This window comes from Flammeovirga pectinis, assembly GCF_003970675.1.
Taxonomy (GTDB): domain Bacteria; phylum Bacteroidota; class Bacteroidia; order Cytophagales; family Flammeovirgaceae; genus Flammeovirga; species Flammeovirga pectinis.
In genome coordinates this window covers 5076536-5093141 of record NZ_CP034562.1, presented here as the reverse complement: position 1 = coordinate 5093141, position 16606 = coordinate 5076536, and the positions used below count along the sequence as shown (strand labels likewise).

Sequence of the window (16606 nt, the reverse complement as noted above, 5' to 3'; positions counted from 1 at the left end):
AATCAAATGCACAACTCCACAGAATGAACCTTCATGCTTGGGCTACAAGTGATGCTCCAAAAATTGATGGCATTCTAGATGATGGAGTATGGATGGATCCTATCAATGTAACAAATTTAACTGCTAGTGTAAGTGATAGACTACTTAATGGAGATGATCCAAGCAAGTATATTTACGAAGGATTTTTTACTCAAAACTGGCCAAATAATAACGAGAAATCAAACCAAAAAACAAAAGTTCAAGTAGCTTACGATGATTACGCAATTTACGTAAGTGCTCAACTGTATGATACTGCCCCAGACTCTATTCGCACCAATATGGGAGCTAGAGATTCTGGAGGAAATGGTGCAGATGTTTTTGTGGTTTCTTTTGATACATATAATAAACAACAAGACTGTTTTGAATTTGTTGTAAGTGCTTCTGGTGTGCAAAGTGATAGAATGAGAGGGACATCTGGTTGGGATGGCAACTGGAATGAAGTATGGAGCAGTGCTGTTAAAGTAAATGAAGAAGGCTGGGCTGTAGAAATGGCTATTCCTTACCGTGCTTTACGTATGCCTGATGCTAAAGAACAAGTTTGGGGTATAAACTTCGGACGTGTAATTCAGAGAAAAGGAGAAACCTCTTATTGGAATAATATTGATGCAAATAAATCTGGCTATGTTAACCAATTCGGCTCATTAAGGGGGTTATATGATATAAAACCACCATTACGTTTATCTTTATCTCCTTACATAAGTAATGTAGCTGTTGGCAAACAAGGTTCGAATAAAATTGCGAATACATTTTCTGGTGGCGCAGACCTTAAATTAGGTTTAGGACAAAGTTTTACTTTAGACGTTAGTTTAGTTCCCGATTTTTCTCAAGTACAAGCAGATAATGAGGTTCTAAATCTCTCTGCCTACGAGGTACAGTATGGGGAATTTAGAGATTTCTTTACACAAGGAACTACAATTTTTAATAAATGGGGTCAATTCTATTCACGCCGTATCGGACAAAATCATATTGCTCCAAGTGATGATTTATTAGAAGAACATGAAGAGTATAAATTTAAACCTACTGACGCCCCTCTTATCAACTCAATTAAGTTAACAGGAAGAACAGAAAAAGGATTAGGTATTGGTATCTTAAACTCTATCACTAATGAGTCTTTTGGTATAATAGAAGATACGCTTACAGGAGAAAGACGAGATGTTAAAGCAGACCCGCTTACCAATTTCAATATTATATCTATTGAGCAAAACTTAGCCAACAATTCTAAGATTGGTTTTATGAATAGTAATGTATATAGAGGTCAAGGGTATAAAAATTCTAATGTTACTTCTGGAGATTTTAGCCTGTACGATCGTACAAATACTTATAGAATACGTGGTTTTGGAGGCTTAAGTCAGGAGTTTAAACCATTACTTGACAATACTGCCGAAGATGAAGAATTAAAAGTTCTTGGTTATAGATATGACATTGGAGGAGGGAAAGTAAGTGGTAAATGGAGATATTGGGCATCTACTAATGTAGAATCTGATAAATACAACCCTAATGATATGGGTTTTAATGGTTCTAACAATGCAATAAATATTAGAACAAACGCTTCTTACAATATCTATCAAGCAAAAGGAATATATCAAAGATATTGGGCAAGAGTAGGCTACGACGAAAACTGGCTTTACAATCCAAGATCATTTATGTCTAGAAGAGTTTGGGCCGATGGCGATATGCTTTTCAAAAATTTCTGGAGTGTTTACATGAATGTGGCAACAACTCCTCAAGTAAGTTATGATTACTTTGGACCAAGAGAAGAAGGTTATAGATTTAAACAATTACCTTCTCAGGATGGTGGTATTACCATTAATTCTGATGGAAGAAAGAAATATTCTATGAGTTTTAGAACAAGTTTCTGGCAACGCCCAGAATTTGATCAATTTGATGAGTTCTACAGATACGGTCAAACATATAGAATGACAGATAAATTTGAGTTAAATCACACCATTTCGTGGAATAATCAGAAAAATGAAAAAGGCTACGTAACCACAATAAAAGATAGCAACGATGAAGTTGAAGATGTTATTTATGGTAATAGAGGAGTTACCACTTTAGAAAATAACTTCTGGACTCAATATACCTTCACTAATAAAATGTTTTTAAAACTACGTTTAAGACATTATTGGAGACAAGTAAACTATACTGATTTCTTTGACCTTACTAAAGATGGTGATCTGCTTTCTTCTAATTATTCTGATATTAATGATGAAGGAGAAAAAGAACACGATACTAATTATAATACATTCAATATGGAAGTATCTTATAGTTGGGAATTTTTACCAGGAAGTTTTTTTACAGCATTATGGAGAAATCAACTAGGTTCTTCATCGCATAATTCTCATTACACATTTAATAATAATATGAACGAAATGTGGAAAGAAGCACAAGTAAATACTTTGTCTCTTAGAGTAATGTACTTCCTAGATTATCAACAAGTAAAAAAGGGCTTTTCTAGAATGTAATTAGAAAGAGCACAAAAAATCATAAATCGAAGAAGGTAAAATATACATTACCTTCTTTTTTTATGTCCAAATTGTTCTTTTTAATCATATTATCTATTTTTTCCCATTTAAGGGAACGTATGTTACTTTTCAAATTCAAAATAATCTATAAATTAGGCTTCGCAAAAATGCATATTAAAAATAGTGCGAAATCTTAATTTCAAATCACATAACTAAAGAAGTCACTTTTTAAGCGGCTCCATGTTTTATATAACGAACAAATGACTGAAATCTCTAGCGTTGCCTCTGAGGTAAGAAAGCGTTCAAAAAAATTACTTAAATTATTAGGAGAAGATCTTCACGAAAAAGAAGATGTTTTATCGTTAGCATTACTAAGTGCTATTGCTGGTGAAAGTATCTTTATGCTAGGACCTCCGGGTGTTGGTAAAAGTATGATTGCCCGCCGATTAAAATATGCTTTTAAAGGTGGTGACTCTTTTGAATATTTAATGAATAGATTTAGTACACCAGATGAAATATTTGGACCTATATCTATTTCAAAATTAAGTAAAGAAGATAAATACGAACGCCTTACTGATAATTATCTTCCTGGATCTTCGGTTGTATTTCTTGATGAAATATGGAAAGCTGGCCCATCCATTCAAAATGCTCTTTTAACCGTTCTGAATGAAAAAGTATTTAGAAATGGTGATCAAGAGATTGAAGTTAAAGTACATGCATTATTATCTGCATCTAACGAACTTCCTGCTAAAGGAGAAGGACTAGAAGCAATTTGGGATAGATTCTTAGTAAGAGTTTTTGTTGACAGAATTATTGATGAGCAAAAATTCTTTGACATGATTACATCTTCTAAACTTACTAACCCTGTTGTAAGCGAAGATGTCAAATTTGATGAAGAGGAAGTAGATGAGTGGAGTTCTGTTATTGATCAAGTCAAAATTCCTCAAGAAGTATTGAGTGTAATTTCTATTGTTAGAAAATATATTGAGCGTTATAACCAATCTACAGGCACTGAAGTAGAAAAAAATATCTATATATCGGATCGTCGTTGGCATAAAATTGTTCGTTTGTTAAGAACATCAGCATTTATGAACGGGCGTACTAAAGTAGACCTATCAGATTGCTTTCTTATCTCTAACTGTATCTGGAATTCTCCAGATCAAATAGATATGGTAAGACAGTGGGTTACGCGTTCTATCCAAAAATACGGATGGAGTGCAAAATATAGTATGGATACTGTAAAATCTCAGTTAGACAATTATGCTCAAATTGTTGAAGAGAAAACAAAAGTAGAAAAAGAATTACTTGTAGAAGCTCCTCATTTAATAGATGGAGAATACTACCAAATTGATGGTTTTTCTAGTCTTAATAACCGTATCCTTGCTGATGATTTTGAAATGCTTGGACGCGGTGCTTCTGATGTTATGTTATACACGTCTACAGGAAGAACAGAACCTTTTACTGTAGGTAGAATATCTGATACGGAAATTGAGGTACGCTTAGACTTTGAATACCATAAGTACAAATTAAAATCTACGAAAGAACAAAAAGTAGGTAAAGTATCTATTCAAGTTACTGATGATATCAAAATGCACTTAAATAGAGATGCAGATCAGTTATTAACTTACTTAGATAAAATCTCTCACGAAATTGAAGAGATGAGACATAGTAGAGAAGAAGGTGTTGGTAAAAATATATTCTTATCAGAAAACTGGAGATCTTTAATTGATGAAAGTTTAAATGATCTATGGAAACAGGTACTGAATTATAAACTTCAGACAGAAAAATTAAAACGTAGTTATGGCGGATAAGACATCTTTTGATGAAATTGAGAAATTTCAGATGTTTTCTTCTTTAGGTGATGCTGAAGATAGAGATATCTTAGGTTCATACCTTACTGAAGTAGCAAAAGGGCATTCATTGAAATTTAAGAATTCGGATTTCTCTGACACTGCTCTTGGCTACAAACACATCATTGATGATATCTTAGACACTCCAGGATTACAAGATTCTTTAAAAAGACATATTTCTTTAAGGGAACATGTTGTAAAAGAGTTAGTAACTCATATTGTTGAAATATCAGAAACTACCTCTTCTCCTCCACCCGCTCAGCGCCAAAAGAAACGGTTTACTTTACCTTTTGGAATGCGAACAGGAAATTCTAATGGTGACAAAGGGAAATCATCTAAAAGTACCTTTTCTAAAATTGTGGAAAGTGTACGAAAGATGTTGGGAGGGAAAATGCAAAAGCGCCAAGACGATTTGCGTAAGAAACTTAGTGAAAATGCATCTAAATTCGATAAGTCTCAGCAATTGATTAGCCAACTAATGGATCATCTTGGTTTAGGCTTTGAAAAAGCAAAAGGTAAATGGCAAAGTACAGGCTTTGAAGTATTATCAAGGTATGATCGTTTACTTGAGGACGAAGAAATGCTAAAAGAACTTGTTGATCTTTTGGGTAGATATGCAAGTGCTGAATTAGAAGAAGAAAGAGAACAATTAGAAGAGATATCTATTCAACCATTTAGAAGAAACTTTACACACGGTAAAGAATCATTAATTGGTGTTCACGAAAGTGACGATCTGTCTCAAATTCTACCAGCTGAAGCTGCATTATTAGGAAATGAGAAAACAGAATTTATTTTCTATAAAAAGTTTGTAGAACATAAACTTCAAACATTTGAACTAAAAGCTGAAGATACTCCCCCTAAAATTAATGAAGGTACTCAAACACAAAAGACAAGTACCAAAGAAGATGTAATGGGACCAGTTATCTTATGTGTTGATACAAGTGCATCTATGTTAGGTAAGCCTGAGCAAATTTCTAAAACACTTTGCTTTGCAATAATGAAGATGGCGTTAGAAAATAAAAGAGCTTGTGTTCTCTTTTCTTTCGGTGCTTCTGAACAAGAGATTAGAAAAATTGATTTAAGTAATTTACAAGATGGTTTAGAGCCTCTAATTCAATTTCTATCTATGTCTTTTAGTGCAGGAACAAATGCTGGACCTGCTTTACATAAAGCAATTGATGAAATGCAGGCTGAAGCTTATAAAAAATCTGACCTCATTTTAATTACTGATGGTAAAATTCCTGAGTTTGAAACAAGTGTTCTACATAAACTAAGGAAAGCCCAATCTAAGGATAGCCGCTTTTTTGCAGTAACTTTTGGTGCAGAAAATGCTCCAGAGTTAAAACCTTTTGATATAGTTTGGAAATACCGAGCCAGTAGAAAAGATAGTTTGCTTGAGTTTGCGAAGAAAATCAAAAAATTAAAGCGAAAAAAATAATAAATTAAAGATCAAGTAACTAATGAAGTAGTATTCATTTAATTACTTGATCTTTTTAATTTTAGTCATTTTGAACCTAATTTCATCCTAAAGTAAAACTTACCCCTTTACTCTATTAATTACCCTATTTTAAAATACTTTACTTACAACTTACATTTATGATTTTTTACAGATTGTCTTTACTCTCACTTCTGTGTTTAGGTATTACTGTGTCTTCTACTTATTCTTTAGCATCGACAAACAATAAAACTCCAAAAGAAAATACGGAGAAATGATTGATGTCACAAAAAGATTACTTATCACAATATGGTTACTTTGCCGTAATCTCAATGCATAAGTATAACATCCCTGCAAGTATAATAATTGCACAAGGAATGCTCGAATCGGCTTATGGAAATAGTCCTTTTTCTAGAGTGTCCAATAATCATTTTGGAATTAAATGTGGAGAACAATGGAATGGAAATTCCATTACTCATCATGATGATTCACCAGAAGAATGTTTCCGTTCATACGCATCGGTACACGCTTCTTTTGATGACCATGGAAAGTTTCTAAAATCGAAAGTATGGTACAATAGTCTATTTAGATTAGACCGTACAGATTATAAAAGTTGGGCACATGGGTTACAACAAGCAGGATATGCTACAGATCCAATGTACGCAGAGAAATTAATTGATATTATAGAAAGGTATAATCTCAGTCAATTAGATGAGATGATACTAATTTAATAGTTACTTTTTTTCTGAAAGATCTTGATGTGTTGGGGTATTTTTAACCATATCAACAAGTTTATATAAAGAAGCCTTCATCTTTCTTTCTAAGAATGGATAAGGCTCTTTTTTTCTAGAAACATATACAAAAGAGATGGCTTCTATCACTTGTTGTTGTGAAGAATCTTCTTTAGGCTGTAAGATGGTTTTATTTAAACGATAAGCTTCTTTAATTTGCCTTTTTATCCTGTTACGGTCTGTGGCATTTTTAAAGCTTCGTTTAGAAACAGAAATTAAAACTTTAGGAGGGATATGGATTTTAGATACATCTGATGATAATGTATAATACACCTTATACGGAAAAGAAAAGACAGACTGTCCTGATTTGAACATCTGCTCTATTGTACTTTTACTCTTTAGATGTTCACACTTTGGGAAAGTGGGACGATCATACGTAGGTAAAGGTGAATGCTCCATAAGAATTACTATGTGATTAAACACATTGTTTTGATAGGTCTATAAACAAAAAAGTGAAGGTTCGTCGTACTTGCTGCCGCCGAACCTTCAGCTTTTGACCTATGCGCGGGCTTCCGCGAGGTGCAAATGCACCTCACAGAGACGCATGGATAAAAGCTGCTTACGTAAAATCAATTACGCGTTAGCGGCAGCTTTTTGTTTTTTTGCAACAAGGCGTTCAGCTTTTTGAACTTGACCTTTGTTGTAATTTAATTTCTCTTGTTTAGACAAGATTTTTTTTGCGACACGAGTTTTCATCACATTAAATTTTTAGTGTTCTGAAACACACTCTACTTTAGAGTGCTATCTACGCCTTATGTTTTCTTGAATCAGAAACTGTAAGGCTTTTTCTTCCTTTTTTTCTTCTTGCTGCAAGAACGTTACGTCCGTTTGCTGAAAGCATTCTTTGACGGAAACCATGCTTGTTTCTTCTCTTGCGGCTTGAAGGTTGAAATGTTCTTTTCATCGTACTATGTAAGATTAGAATTTTTCGGCTTGCAAAAGTAATCATACTTAAGCAAAATGGCAAACCGAATTCACTGCATTATTCACTTTTTTCAGTTAAACAGCTTGATTTTCAGTAGTATTAACAAAAACAGCAACTAATAAAGTTCATTAATAGGCTGATAATGTCTGTTTTACATAAAAATCAATTTAATACCATTAACATCATTAAATAGATAAATCTATAACCCAACTATATTAAATAGTAGAATTAAACATAAATCCGATTTTTCATCGAGGGGCAAAGATACTACTTTATATATTCTTATCGTAATATGATTATAAAAAACATCCTTTTAATGTCTTTATATTCACTTTTAATCACTATTCTTAACAGAATTATATTATCTATATTGAAAAAAACTACTCACTAGCAGTTCTTTACACTACATTTAAACAACTGACTACCCGTGTATTAATCATTTACTTTTAAACAACACTTTAATTCCCATCAGTAAAAAGATAATACCAGAACATTTATTTAAATAAGTATTAAACTTTTTATTTCTTCTGAGTTTTTCTGAAAAAAGAGTTGAAAAATAAGTAATTATCAAGAACCATATCACTCCTAAGAATGCATATATACTACCCAACACAAGAAAAGGAAACGCATTACCTATTGCTTCTTCTTTTATAAACTGAGGAAAAAATGATAAGAAGAACAGTGCTACTTTAGGGTTTAATACATTTGTTATTACCCCAGATAAGAAATGCTCTTTATTAGATTTTTGACCTTTATTGTCATCAAATTTCACATTTAATTCTTCTTTACTCAAAAGGCTTGTTATGCCAAGGTAAAATAAGTATGCTGCTCCGCAATATTTAAGTATTAGAAAAGCAATGGCAGATTGAGCTACAATAAGTGATAAGCCCATAGCTGCAAAGAACGTATGCACTATCACGCCTACGTTTATTCCTAAAGTTGAATATACTCCTACTGTTTTGCCTTCGCTAATGGCTTTGTTTAAAACAAAAATAGTATCAATACCAGGTGTCATTACAAAAATTAACGCCGTAATAACAAATACATCTAAGTGAATAATATCTTGCATGATTTAAAATTTAAGGTATAAAAAAATGGCCTCACCACCTTTTTAATAGATGATGAGGCCACTTAAAATATATTTTCTAGATATTTATTTTACCAACGCTAGAGCTTTATCAATGTCATTTACAATTTTATAGAAATCTTCTGATTGTTCTACAAAATCATGTTCCGACATTTTTACTCTAAGAAGAGGTCCTTCGTAAGTATCTATCCATTCATTATATAAAGTATTCAGGTTTCTTAAATACTCTTCTGGGATAGCTTGTTCGTAACTTCTTCCACGTTTTAATATCTGTGAATTTAAGCGATCATAATCCGTATCAAGGTAGATTAATAAATCGGGTTTTGGCAACTGGGAGGACATTGTTGTAAAAAGCTTCCAGTACGACTCAAAATCCCTATCATCCATCTGACCGGAAGTATGTAGGTTTCTTGCAAAAATATATGCGTTTTCATCAAAAGAACGATCTTGTACAATTGGAGTTTTACTAGATCTAATTTCTACAGCTTGCTGAAAACTATTATCTAAAAAACGAACTTGAGTATGGAATGCCCATCTTCTCATATCCGTATAAAAATCTTCTAAGTAAGGATTGTCGGCCGTACTTTCGTATTCAGCAATCCAACCAAAATGTTCAGAAAGCTTTTTCGTTAAAGTTGTTTTACCTGATCCTATATTTCCTGCGATAGCAACGTACTGCATATTGTATGGCAACACCTAAAAGTGTTCTTTTTTTTGATTGATAATAAAAGAGGTTTATGCTTCTTATTTAAAAAAGAGCATATAAATAGTGTACACTAATTAAATAACATACACTATCTAGAAATCGTTAATTCTATTAAGAATTATACACGAGCTTTTGCTGCTTGTAATTCAGCATCGATGCTTCCAATAATTTGATCAAAATCTACTTTATTTTCCACAAAGTCTAGATCTTCCATATCAATTACTAATAGTTTACCTTGATCATAATTAGAAATCCACTCTTCGTAGAATTCATTTAAACCTGTAAGGTAAGCTCTAGATATACTTTGTTCATACTCACGGCCACGTTTACGAATATGATCTATCAATTGAGGAACGCTAGTACGTAAATAAATTAATAAATCTGGAGCTGGAGCATGATCTGTTACCGAATTAAATACTTTATTAAAGCATTCTTGGTCTCTATTTGTAAGGTGTCCGTCGTTATTTAACTGACGAGCAAATATATGAGCATCTTCATAAATAGAACGGTCTTGTATAATAGGAGCATCATTTTTAGACACTTCCATTACCTGACGAAATCTACTATTTAAGAAATATATCTGTAAAGGGAATGCCCAACGAGACATATCGCCATAAAAATCTTCTAAGTAAGGGTTATCATCTGCACTTTCGTATCTAGGTTCCCAACCAAAGTGTTCTGCTAACTTACCTGTTAACGTTGTTTTGCCACTGCCTATATTTCCGGCGATTGCTATATACATAGTAAAATATTTTATTCAATTGAGTTAATTAGATCATTGAGCCCATTGGCGACTTTCTGATACGCATTGCTGATTCTATTGCAGATGCTATTCTTTCAAAATCATGTGGGTTATTTACAAAGTCCACATCATTTACATCTACAACTAATAAACCACCTTTATCATAATTACCAATCCATTCTTCATACAATTCATTTAAATTTGAAAGGTATTCTGAAGGGATAGATTGTTCGTAATCACGACCTCTTTTTTGAATATTCTTCTGAAGTTTATCTATATCTGCTCTTAAATAAATTAATAAATGAGGAGCATTTGCTTTAGCTTCATATAATTTCGATAACGCTGTATAGTTTTCGAAATCACGTTGATTAATTAACCCAGAGCGTCTTAAATTTTCAGTAAAAACATAAGTTCCTTCGTAAAGACTTCTGTCTTGAATAACCGGATTATCTATTGTTGCTTCCTGAATTTGTTCAAAACGGTGATTTAAGAAATAGGTTTGTAAGTGAAAAGCCCATTTTTCCATGTCCTCGTAAAAATCCTCTAAATAAGGATTATTAGTTGTACTCTCGAACAATGCTCTCCAACCAAAACGGTCTGAAAGCAACTGGGTTAAAGTGGTTTTTCCACATCCTATGTTTCCGGCTATTGCTATATACATGAATTATAAACTCTGAAGTATGAAGTAATAAAAGACTGACAGCACATGCTCATCAATCAAGTGGTGCAAATATATAGTATTTAAAAAAAGATTCCACTCATTAATAATAGAAAGACTGTTAACAACAGACTCAACAATTACTAACAATTGATTTTCAAATAATTGCTATTTAAAAAACATATAAAGTAATGCAAAAATACCAACCAATATTGCTGCCCTAATTAGTATTGGTTTACGTTCTGTTCTTCTTGCTCTTTCTTTGGAAAATGAGATACTTCTTTCTAAACCTTCTGCACTTTTATCTATACTATCTTGGTCTATGTATTTCTCTCTAAGTGCTTTTATTCTTGCCTCTCTTTCTTCTTTATCAGCATCGTAATGTCTAGTGGTAAAATTAAATGTTCGATACTGGAGAAGCTTGAAAAATGGTGCTCTTTTCATCTTCAAAATTATTTAAATAATAAACTTATTTCTTTATACAAAAGTACGGAATATTAAAGTGATTTGGTTCATCATTTTTATTTTGTTCACTAAGGTGTATTTTTGCATGGGAATTTTTACGAAATTGCCACACGAAACAGAAAACGAAAAATTATATTAATAGTAAATCAATTATGTCAGCAACAAAATTTGATCTGATTGTCATCGGTAGTGGCCCAGGTGGTTACGTGGCAGCAATCCGTGCTTCTCAACTAGGAATGAAAGTAGCGGTTGTAGAAAAAGCTGAAATCGGTGGTATCTGTCTTAACTGGGGATGTATCCCAACAAAAGCGCTTTTAAAAAGTGGTCAAGTATTTCAATACATTAACCATGCAAAAGACTTTGGTATTAACGTAGAAGGCGCAGAAGCAGATTTTTCTGCAATGGTTCAAAGAAGCCGTGGTGTAGCTGCAGGAATGAGTAAAGGTGTTGAGTTCTTAATCAAAAAGAATAAGATTGAGAAACTTTTAGGCTTTGGTAAATTAGTAGGTCCTAAGCAAGTTGAAGTAACTGATGCTGAAGGTAAAGCTACTGTTTATGATGCTGATAAGATCATTTTAGCAACTGGTGGTAGAGCAAAAGAGCTTCCTCATATCAAAATTGATGGTAAAAAAGTAATTGGCTACCGTCAGGCAATGACTCTTGAAAACCAACCTAAGAAAATGGTTGTAATGGGTTCTGGAGCAATTGGTGTTGAATTCGCTTACTTCTATAACTCTATTGGTACAGAAGTAACTGTAGTTGAATATTTACCTCGTATCGTACCTAACGAAGATGCTGACGTTTCTAAAGAACTTGAGCGTAACTTCAAAAAACAAGGTATTAAAGTAATGACAAATGCGGCTGTTCAAACTGTGGAAACAGAAGGTGAAGGTTGTGTTGTTAAAATTACTGACAATAAAAAAGGAAAAGAAACAGTAATTGAATGTGATGTTGTTCTTTCTGCTGTAGGTGTAGAAACTAACTTAGAAGGCATTGGTCTTGAAGAAGTTGGTGTTGCACACGACAAAGGAAAAGTACTAATCAATGATTACTACCAAACTAATATTCCTTCTGTTTTTGCAATTGGTGATATTGTTAAAGGTCCTGCTTTAGCACACGTTGCATCTCACGAAGGTATTATTTGTGTTGAAAAAATATCAGGCATGTCTCCTGAACCAATGAACTACAATAACATCCCTGGTTGTACTTATGCATCGCCAGAGATTGCTTCTGTAGGTTACACTGAAGAACAAGCTAAAGAAGCTGGTTACGAAATTAAAGTTGGTAAATTCCCATTCACTGCATCTGGTAAAGCAAGTGCTGCTGGTCATAAAGAAGGTTTTGTAAAAGTAATCTTTGATGCAAAATATGGCGAATGGTTAGGATGTCACATGATTGGCTCTAACGTTACAGAAATGATTGCTGAAGCAGTTGTTGGCCGTAAGTTAGAAGTAACTGGACATGAAATTATTACTGCTGTTCACCCTCACCCAACATTATCTGAAGCGGTAATGGAGGCTGCAGCTTTAGCATATGACGAGTGTATTCACTTGTAAGCAATATTAAATTGTAACATATCAATTAGCCTTTACGCATTTAGTGTGTAAAGGCTTTTTTTTGTGAAAAAAAGAATAATACTGATATGATAGAAAAATCTTTTAAGGTGCTATTTATTACATTGAAAAAAATATTTTCTTGAACTTAAGCTCATTATTTGAGTTTATGAAAGTGTAGAGTAAATCCTAACTATTACCAATCATGAAAAATATTATTACCCTATTAACTTTTACTATCCTTCCATTTTTTGGCTTCTCTCAAAATGCTATCGATGTTAACTTCGAAAAATACTGGGATTCTTTTTCTGAATACACTATTCCTGATATCGATATTATTGAACAGCAACAAAAAGAGAAGTTCGAGATAACTAAGTTTAGAAATAAAATAAGAGATAGTATAAAAAATGAACTCATTGAGGTATATCAATTAAGTAATGATATACATACCAACTTTGTTATTATCGAAGATCATCTTCAAATTGAGTTTGAAGCACTTGGAATCCCTTACATTTCTTATGAGAGTATTAATACTAATGTGATCAATAAAGAGCATTGGATAGATCATCATACTAGAAAAATAGTTGAACATAAAATGGCTCGTGTAGAACAGGAGTTAAAAGAATTTTATGATTGAAATCATGTTAATATATCGTTAGATAGAGATTCTTCACCTTTTTTATGAAATGTATCTACAATATCTTTGCAGAACATTATTATTGAACTCTATCATTACATGAATAAAAAATTATTATCTGTATTAATTTTAACTCTTATCTCATTATCAATTTTTGCACAAGAAGAACAAGAGACTGAAATTAAACAAGAGAAAACATCATACGAAAAAAGTGTTGATGTTTTTAAGCGTGGTCTTCGTTTAGATCTTAATAAAGAAAAAACATCTTATTTTAAAACAATAATTGGTATTCAGACGTGGTGGAGAGCTGGAGAAACTAACCCTGGAACTATTAATAAGCTATCTCAAGAGCCTATTAATAACTTTAGTGATTTTGCTATGCGTAGAATTAGAACAATGTTCTATGCTAATATTGAAGGTAAATACCTATTGTTTGCTCATTTTGGTGCTACTAGTGATGGTACATATTCGTCAATTTATGACAATGTGTATGTGCACGACTTTCAGGGGCAAATGAAAATTGCAGATAAAAGTTACGTTGGTGGAGGTATTCACTTTTGGCAAGGACTTTCTCGTTTATCAAGAGTTGGTTCTAATAACTACCTTATTCTTGACAACCCAGGCTTTAATTTCCCAGAAGTAAATAGAACAGATGCAATTGTAAGACAGATGGGTGTTTTTGTAAGAGGTGTTACTTTAAAAAAATTAGGGTATCAGTTTTCTATCAATAAGCCAATTATTAGTGCAGATGCTGGAACTGTTGGTTATGGTGGAAAACCAATGAACGAAGCTGAAATGGAAACTTTTGCTAGCAATGGACAAATTGAAGTTGGTGATACTCATCTTTTAAAACAAACCAACTATAACTATAATGGCTATTTATTCTGGCAATTTTGGGATGTAGAGTCTCAATCTGTTTCTGGAGCAAGCCAAATGAATTACTTTGGACAAAAAAGAGTTTTTAACATTGGTGCTGGTTTTCAATATCAACCAGGGGGAACAGGAACTTATAAAGAAGATGTAAATGGAGATTTTGTAATGGAAACAAATAATATTACAAAATTTGCAGCAGATGTTTTCTTAAGTACTCCATTAGGTCATAGTAAAGGTGGTTTAACAGCTTATGCAGTTTATTATAACTATCAATATGGTGATGATTATTTAAGAACTTCGCATGTTTTGGGTGGATTCGCTGCTAGTGACCCTAACGGTACAACACCTCCACAAGGACCTGGTTTTGCTCAATTCTCTCACGGTACTGGAAGCATTTTTCATACAGAAATAGGCTATACATTACCTAAGACAATTTATGATTCAGAAAAAAAGATACAGCCGTTTGTAGCCTTTACTTATAAGAATTTAGAAGGTTTAGACGAAGCATCTTTCCAAAGTGATTATGGTGTAAACTGGGCTATAATAGGTCAGAATGTAAAAGTAACAGCAGCTTATTCATTACGTCCAATATACATGGAAAATGCTAAGCAAGAATTAAAAGTAACAGATAACGCAGGTCTTTTTGTTATGCAATTGCAATTAAGAATCTGATTTAATCAGGTATTCGATATAAAAAAATGGCTAACCTTTATTCTTTTTAGAGGTTAGCCATTTTTTATTTTTTACGTGGTTGCTTATAGATGGGCACCGTACTACAAGGTTCTCCATACATAATCGATTTTACAATAGGTCTTAAGCGCTCAGTAATATCAACATAAGCAGATACAGGAACATCTTCGCTACAGCCCTTAATAACTAATGGTTTATCTTTAAACTGATCAACATCTAATTCTCGAATAGAATTTTCGAATAACTTTTGTTCTAATCTTTCAAGAGTACCAAAAACTATTGTTGCGGCATATTTTTCTAAACGAGTTGTTATAAGCATATATGCCCATGTTGGTACAATAGCATCAACAGAACAAGTTATAGCTACATGACTATCCTGATATTGTTTCCAATCATGTTCTTTGATAAAACCTCTAAAATCTTTTTCTCTAAGTACTAACCCCTGAAAGAGTTGATCTTTTATATCTAAAAGCACTCGCTCTTCAGTTCTTTTTAAATCTTCAAGATCAAAAGAAATTAAAGCACTCTGTGCTACTTTATTTACTATTTCGTCCATACTACAAAGTTGAGAAGTAATCTGCTTATCTCCAAGAATTTGAGTAGTACGCTATTGAAGATTTAAATACTACAGAGATTTTTCGTAGGTATCAAATACAAGCCCTTCTGCATTAAAATTATATTTAAACCTCGCTAAACCTTCATTAAGGTAACTTCCGTTTGATTCACAAGAATGACCAAAATCTAGAAAATCGGTTTGATTCATTTTAATAAGTTCAGTAAAAAGAGCATCTAATGCTTTTATCTTTCGGCCTTTATCTGAATTAACCGAATACTGAATTTTCATTACATGATCCGTTAGAAAAATAACAGCTCCAGCTAACATTTTATTATTAGAAAAAGCCCCTATTAATTTGATATTATTAGAAAAATATTCGGATAGTAACTGCATTTCTTCAAAAGTATGAGTAGGATTTACTCCATGCCTTGCTTGTAAATTATTAGAGAGTAAGTTCCAAAAGCTTAATAAATCAGTTGACTCTTTAAGTTCAATATTATTTTTTATAGCGATCTTATTATTCTTAAGTCGTGAACGGTCTGGTATCCATTCTTTAGTAGACACAATTAATGAACTAAAATCCCTCCTCACTAATTTCCATCCATTTTTAAATAAAGCATATAAATCTTCTTCAGCTTGTTCTACTTTATAAATATGTGGAATAGCTTTATAAATGATCTTTTCGATGTAAAAAGTAGTATAAAATGCTTCTATTGATGAAAGAATATCTATTACCTTTTGTACAAAAGTTCGAGGTAAATAAAGTAAGCCTCCAAAAGTTAAACCTTGATGTGAATAGATTTTATTATCAGATAAATTAGCAGGGAAGAGGGCTAATATATTCTTATTTTTATCTTCAATAATTAAACTGAAATCAGAGAACCTTTCTTTATGATAATCCATGTAATTCCGATTAAAGAAAAAATGTTGTTGAACACACCTTTCATTAAAATTATTCCAACGGTCTTTGTCGTCTTCAGAGTATCGTTTTATAATAAATTCTTTCCCCAATTGTTAATTTCTTATTCGAAGTATCTAAATTATTTAGCTATATCATTAATTTTATGAATATAGTAAGTCAAAAGTACGGATTCATTTGAAAAAAGCGTTTTAAATATAAATATTAAGTATTGTCCT

Annotated in this window: 17 protein-coding genes; 7 read left to right on the top strand and 10 right to left on the bottom strand. The window is 32.5% G+C overall.

Annotated elements, in window-relative coordinates; all coding sequences use genetic code 11:
• Nucleotides 1–23 precede the first annotated feature (23 nt).
• The 4 genes from EI427_RS20080 to EI427_RS20065 all read left to right on the top strand — a co-directional run bounded on the left by EI427_RS20080 (nucleotide 24) and on the right by EI427_RS20065 (nucleotide 6517).
• Nucleotides 24–2501 carry a DUF5916 domain-containing protein gene (locus tag EI427_RS20080; protein ID WP_126618103.1) on the top strand — a complete coding sequence of 826 codons (2478 nt, stop codon included), beginning with the start codon at nucleotides 24–26 and terminating at the stop codon, nucleotides 2499–2501.
• 260 nt (nucleotides 2502–2761) lie between these two features.
• A complete protein-coding gene (locus EI427_RS20075; protein ID WP_126618101.1) occupies nucleotides 2762–4312 on the top strand; it encodes an AAA family ATPase in 1551 nt (516 codons plus the stop codon).
• Between the two features lie 415 nt (nucleotides 4313–4727).
• Nucleotides 4728–5789 carry a VWA domain-containing protein gene (locus EI427_RS20070; protein WP_394345841.1) on the top strand — a complete coding sequence of 354 codons (1062 nt, stop codon included), beginning with the start codon at nucleotides 4728–4730 and terminating at the stop codon, nucleotides 5787–5789.
• 278 nt (nucleotides 5790–6067) lie between these two features.
• On the top strand, nucleotides 6068–6517 hold the full coding sequence (locus tag EI427_RS20065) for a glycoside hydrolase family 73 protein (protein WP_126618097.1): 450 nt from the start codon (nucleotides 6068–6070) through the stop codon (nucleotides 6515–6517).
• 3 nt (nucleotides 6518–6520) lie between these two features.
• Here the strand turns inward: EI427_RS20065 and rnpA are convergent, their stop codons facing one another.
• The 8 genes from rnpA to EI427_RS20030 form a co-directional block, all read right to left on the bottom strand.
• Nucleotides 6521–6976: a ribonuclease P protein component gene (gene rnpA, locus EI427_RS20060; RefSeq protein ID WP_126618095.1), complete on the bottom strand. Its 456-nt coding sequence runs from the start codon at nucleotides 6974–6976 to the stop codon at nucleotides 6521–6523.
• 174 nt (nucleotides 6977–7150) lie between these two features.
• Nucleotides 7151–7273, bottom strand: coding sequence for a hypothetical protein (locus EI427_RS26365; RefSeq protein ID WP_260412668.1), 123 nt, complete (start codon nucleotides 7271–7273; stop codon nucleotides 7151–7153).
• A gap of 49 nt (nucleotides 7274–7322) precedes the next feature.
• Entirely contained in the window at nucleotides 7323–7481 is a 159-nt protein-coding gene (gene rpmH, locus EI427_RS20055) for a 50S ribosomal protein L34 (RefSeq protein ID WP_044208068.1), read from the bottom strand.
• A gap of 457 nt (nucleotides 7482–7938) precedes the next feature.
• Nucleotides 7939–8571 (bottom strand): LysE family translocator, encoded by a 633-nt coding sequence (locus EI427_RS20050; RefSeq protein ID WP_126618093.1) that lies wholly within the window; start codon nucleotides 8569–8571, stop codon nucleotides 7939–7941.
• Between the two features lie 84 nt (nucleotides 8572–8655).
• Nucleotides 8656–9270, bottom strand: a complete 615-nt coding sequence (locus tag EI427_RS20045; protein ID WP_126618091.1) for a deoxynucleoside kinase — start codon at nucleotides 9268–9270, stop codon at nucleotides 8656–8658.
• Between the two features lie 143 nt (nucleotides 9271–9413).
• Nucleotides 9414–10037, bottom strand: coding sequence for a deoxynucleoside kinase (locus tag EI427_RS20040; RefSeq protein ID WP_126618089.1), 624 nt, complete (start codon nucleotides 10035–10037; stop codon nucleotides 9414–9416).
• Between the two features lie 28 nt (nucleotides 10038–10065).
• Nucleotides 10066–10698 (bottom strand): deoxynucleoside kinase, encoded by a 633-nt coding sequence (locus EI427_RS20035; protein WP_126618088.1) that lies wholly within the window; start codon nucleotides 10696–10698, stop codon nucleotides 10066–10068.
• Between the two features lie 165 nt (nucleotides 10699–10863).
• Nucleotides 10864–11139 (bottom strand): hypothetical protein, encoded by a 276-nt coding sequence (locus EI427_RS20030; RefSeq protein ID WP_126618086.1) that lies wholly within the window; start codon nucleotides 11137–11139, stop codon nucleotides 10864–10866.
• A 173-nt stretch (nucleotides 11140–11312) separates the two neighbouring features.
• On the opposite strand from EI427_RS20030, the gene lpdA reads away from it, so the two are divergent.
• From lpdA to EI427_RS20015, 3 genes are all read left to right on the top strand, one after another.
• A complete protein-coding gene (lpdA, locus tag EI427_RS20025; protein WP_126618083.1) occupies nucleotides 11313–12716 on the top strand; it encodes a dihydrolipoyl dehydrogenase in 1404 nt (467 codons plus the stop codon).
• Nucleotides 12717–12918: 202 nt separating this feature from the next.
• A complete protein-coding gene (locus EI427_RS20020; RefSeq protein ID WP_126618081.1) occupies nucleotides 12919–13350 on the top strand; it encodes a hypothetical protein in 432 nt (143 codons plus the stop codon).
• A 99-nt stretch (nucleotides 13351–13449) separates the two neighbouring features.
• Nucleotides 13450–14895 (top strand): hypothetical protein, encoded by a 1446-nt coding sequence (locus EI427_RS20015; protein WP_126618079.1) that lies wholly within the window; start codon nucleotides 13450–13452, stop codon nucleotides 14893–14895.
• 64 nt (nucleotides 14896–14959) lie between these two features.
• Here EI427_RS20015 and EI427_RS20010 read toward each other — a convergent pair whose 3' ends face one another.
• Together EI427_RS20010 and EI427_RS20005 are read right to left on the bottom strand one after the other, a co-directional pair.
• Nucleotides 14960–15469 carry a DUF2480 family protein gene (locus tag EI427_RS20010; protein ID WP_126618077.1) on the bottom strand — a complete coding sequence of 170 codons (510 nt, stop codon included), beginning with the start codon at nucleotides 15467–15469 and terminating at the stop codon, nucleotides 14960–14962.
• Between the two features lie 69 nt (nucleotides 15470–15538).
• The gene (locus tag EI427_RS20005) at nucleotides 15539–16480 is read right to left on the bottom strand and encodes a GNAT family N-acetyltransferase (RefSeq protein WP_126618075.1); all 942 of its coding nucleotides are present in this window, start codon (nucleotides 16478–16480) and stop codon (nucleotides 15539–15541) included.
• Between the last annotated feature and the right edge of the window lie 126 nt (nucleotides 16481–16606).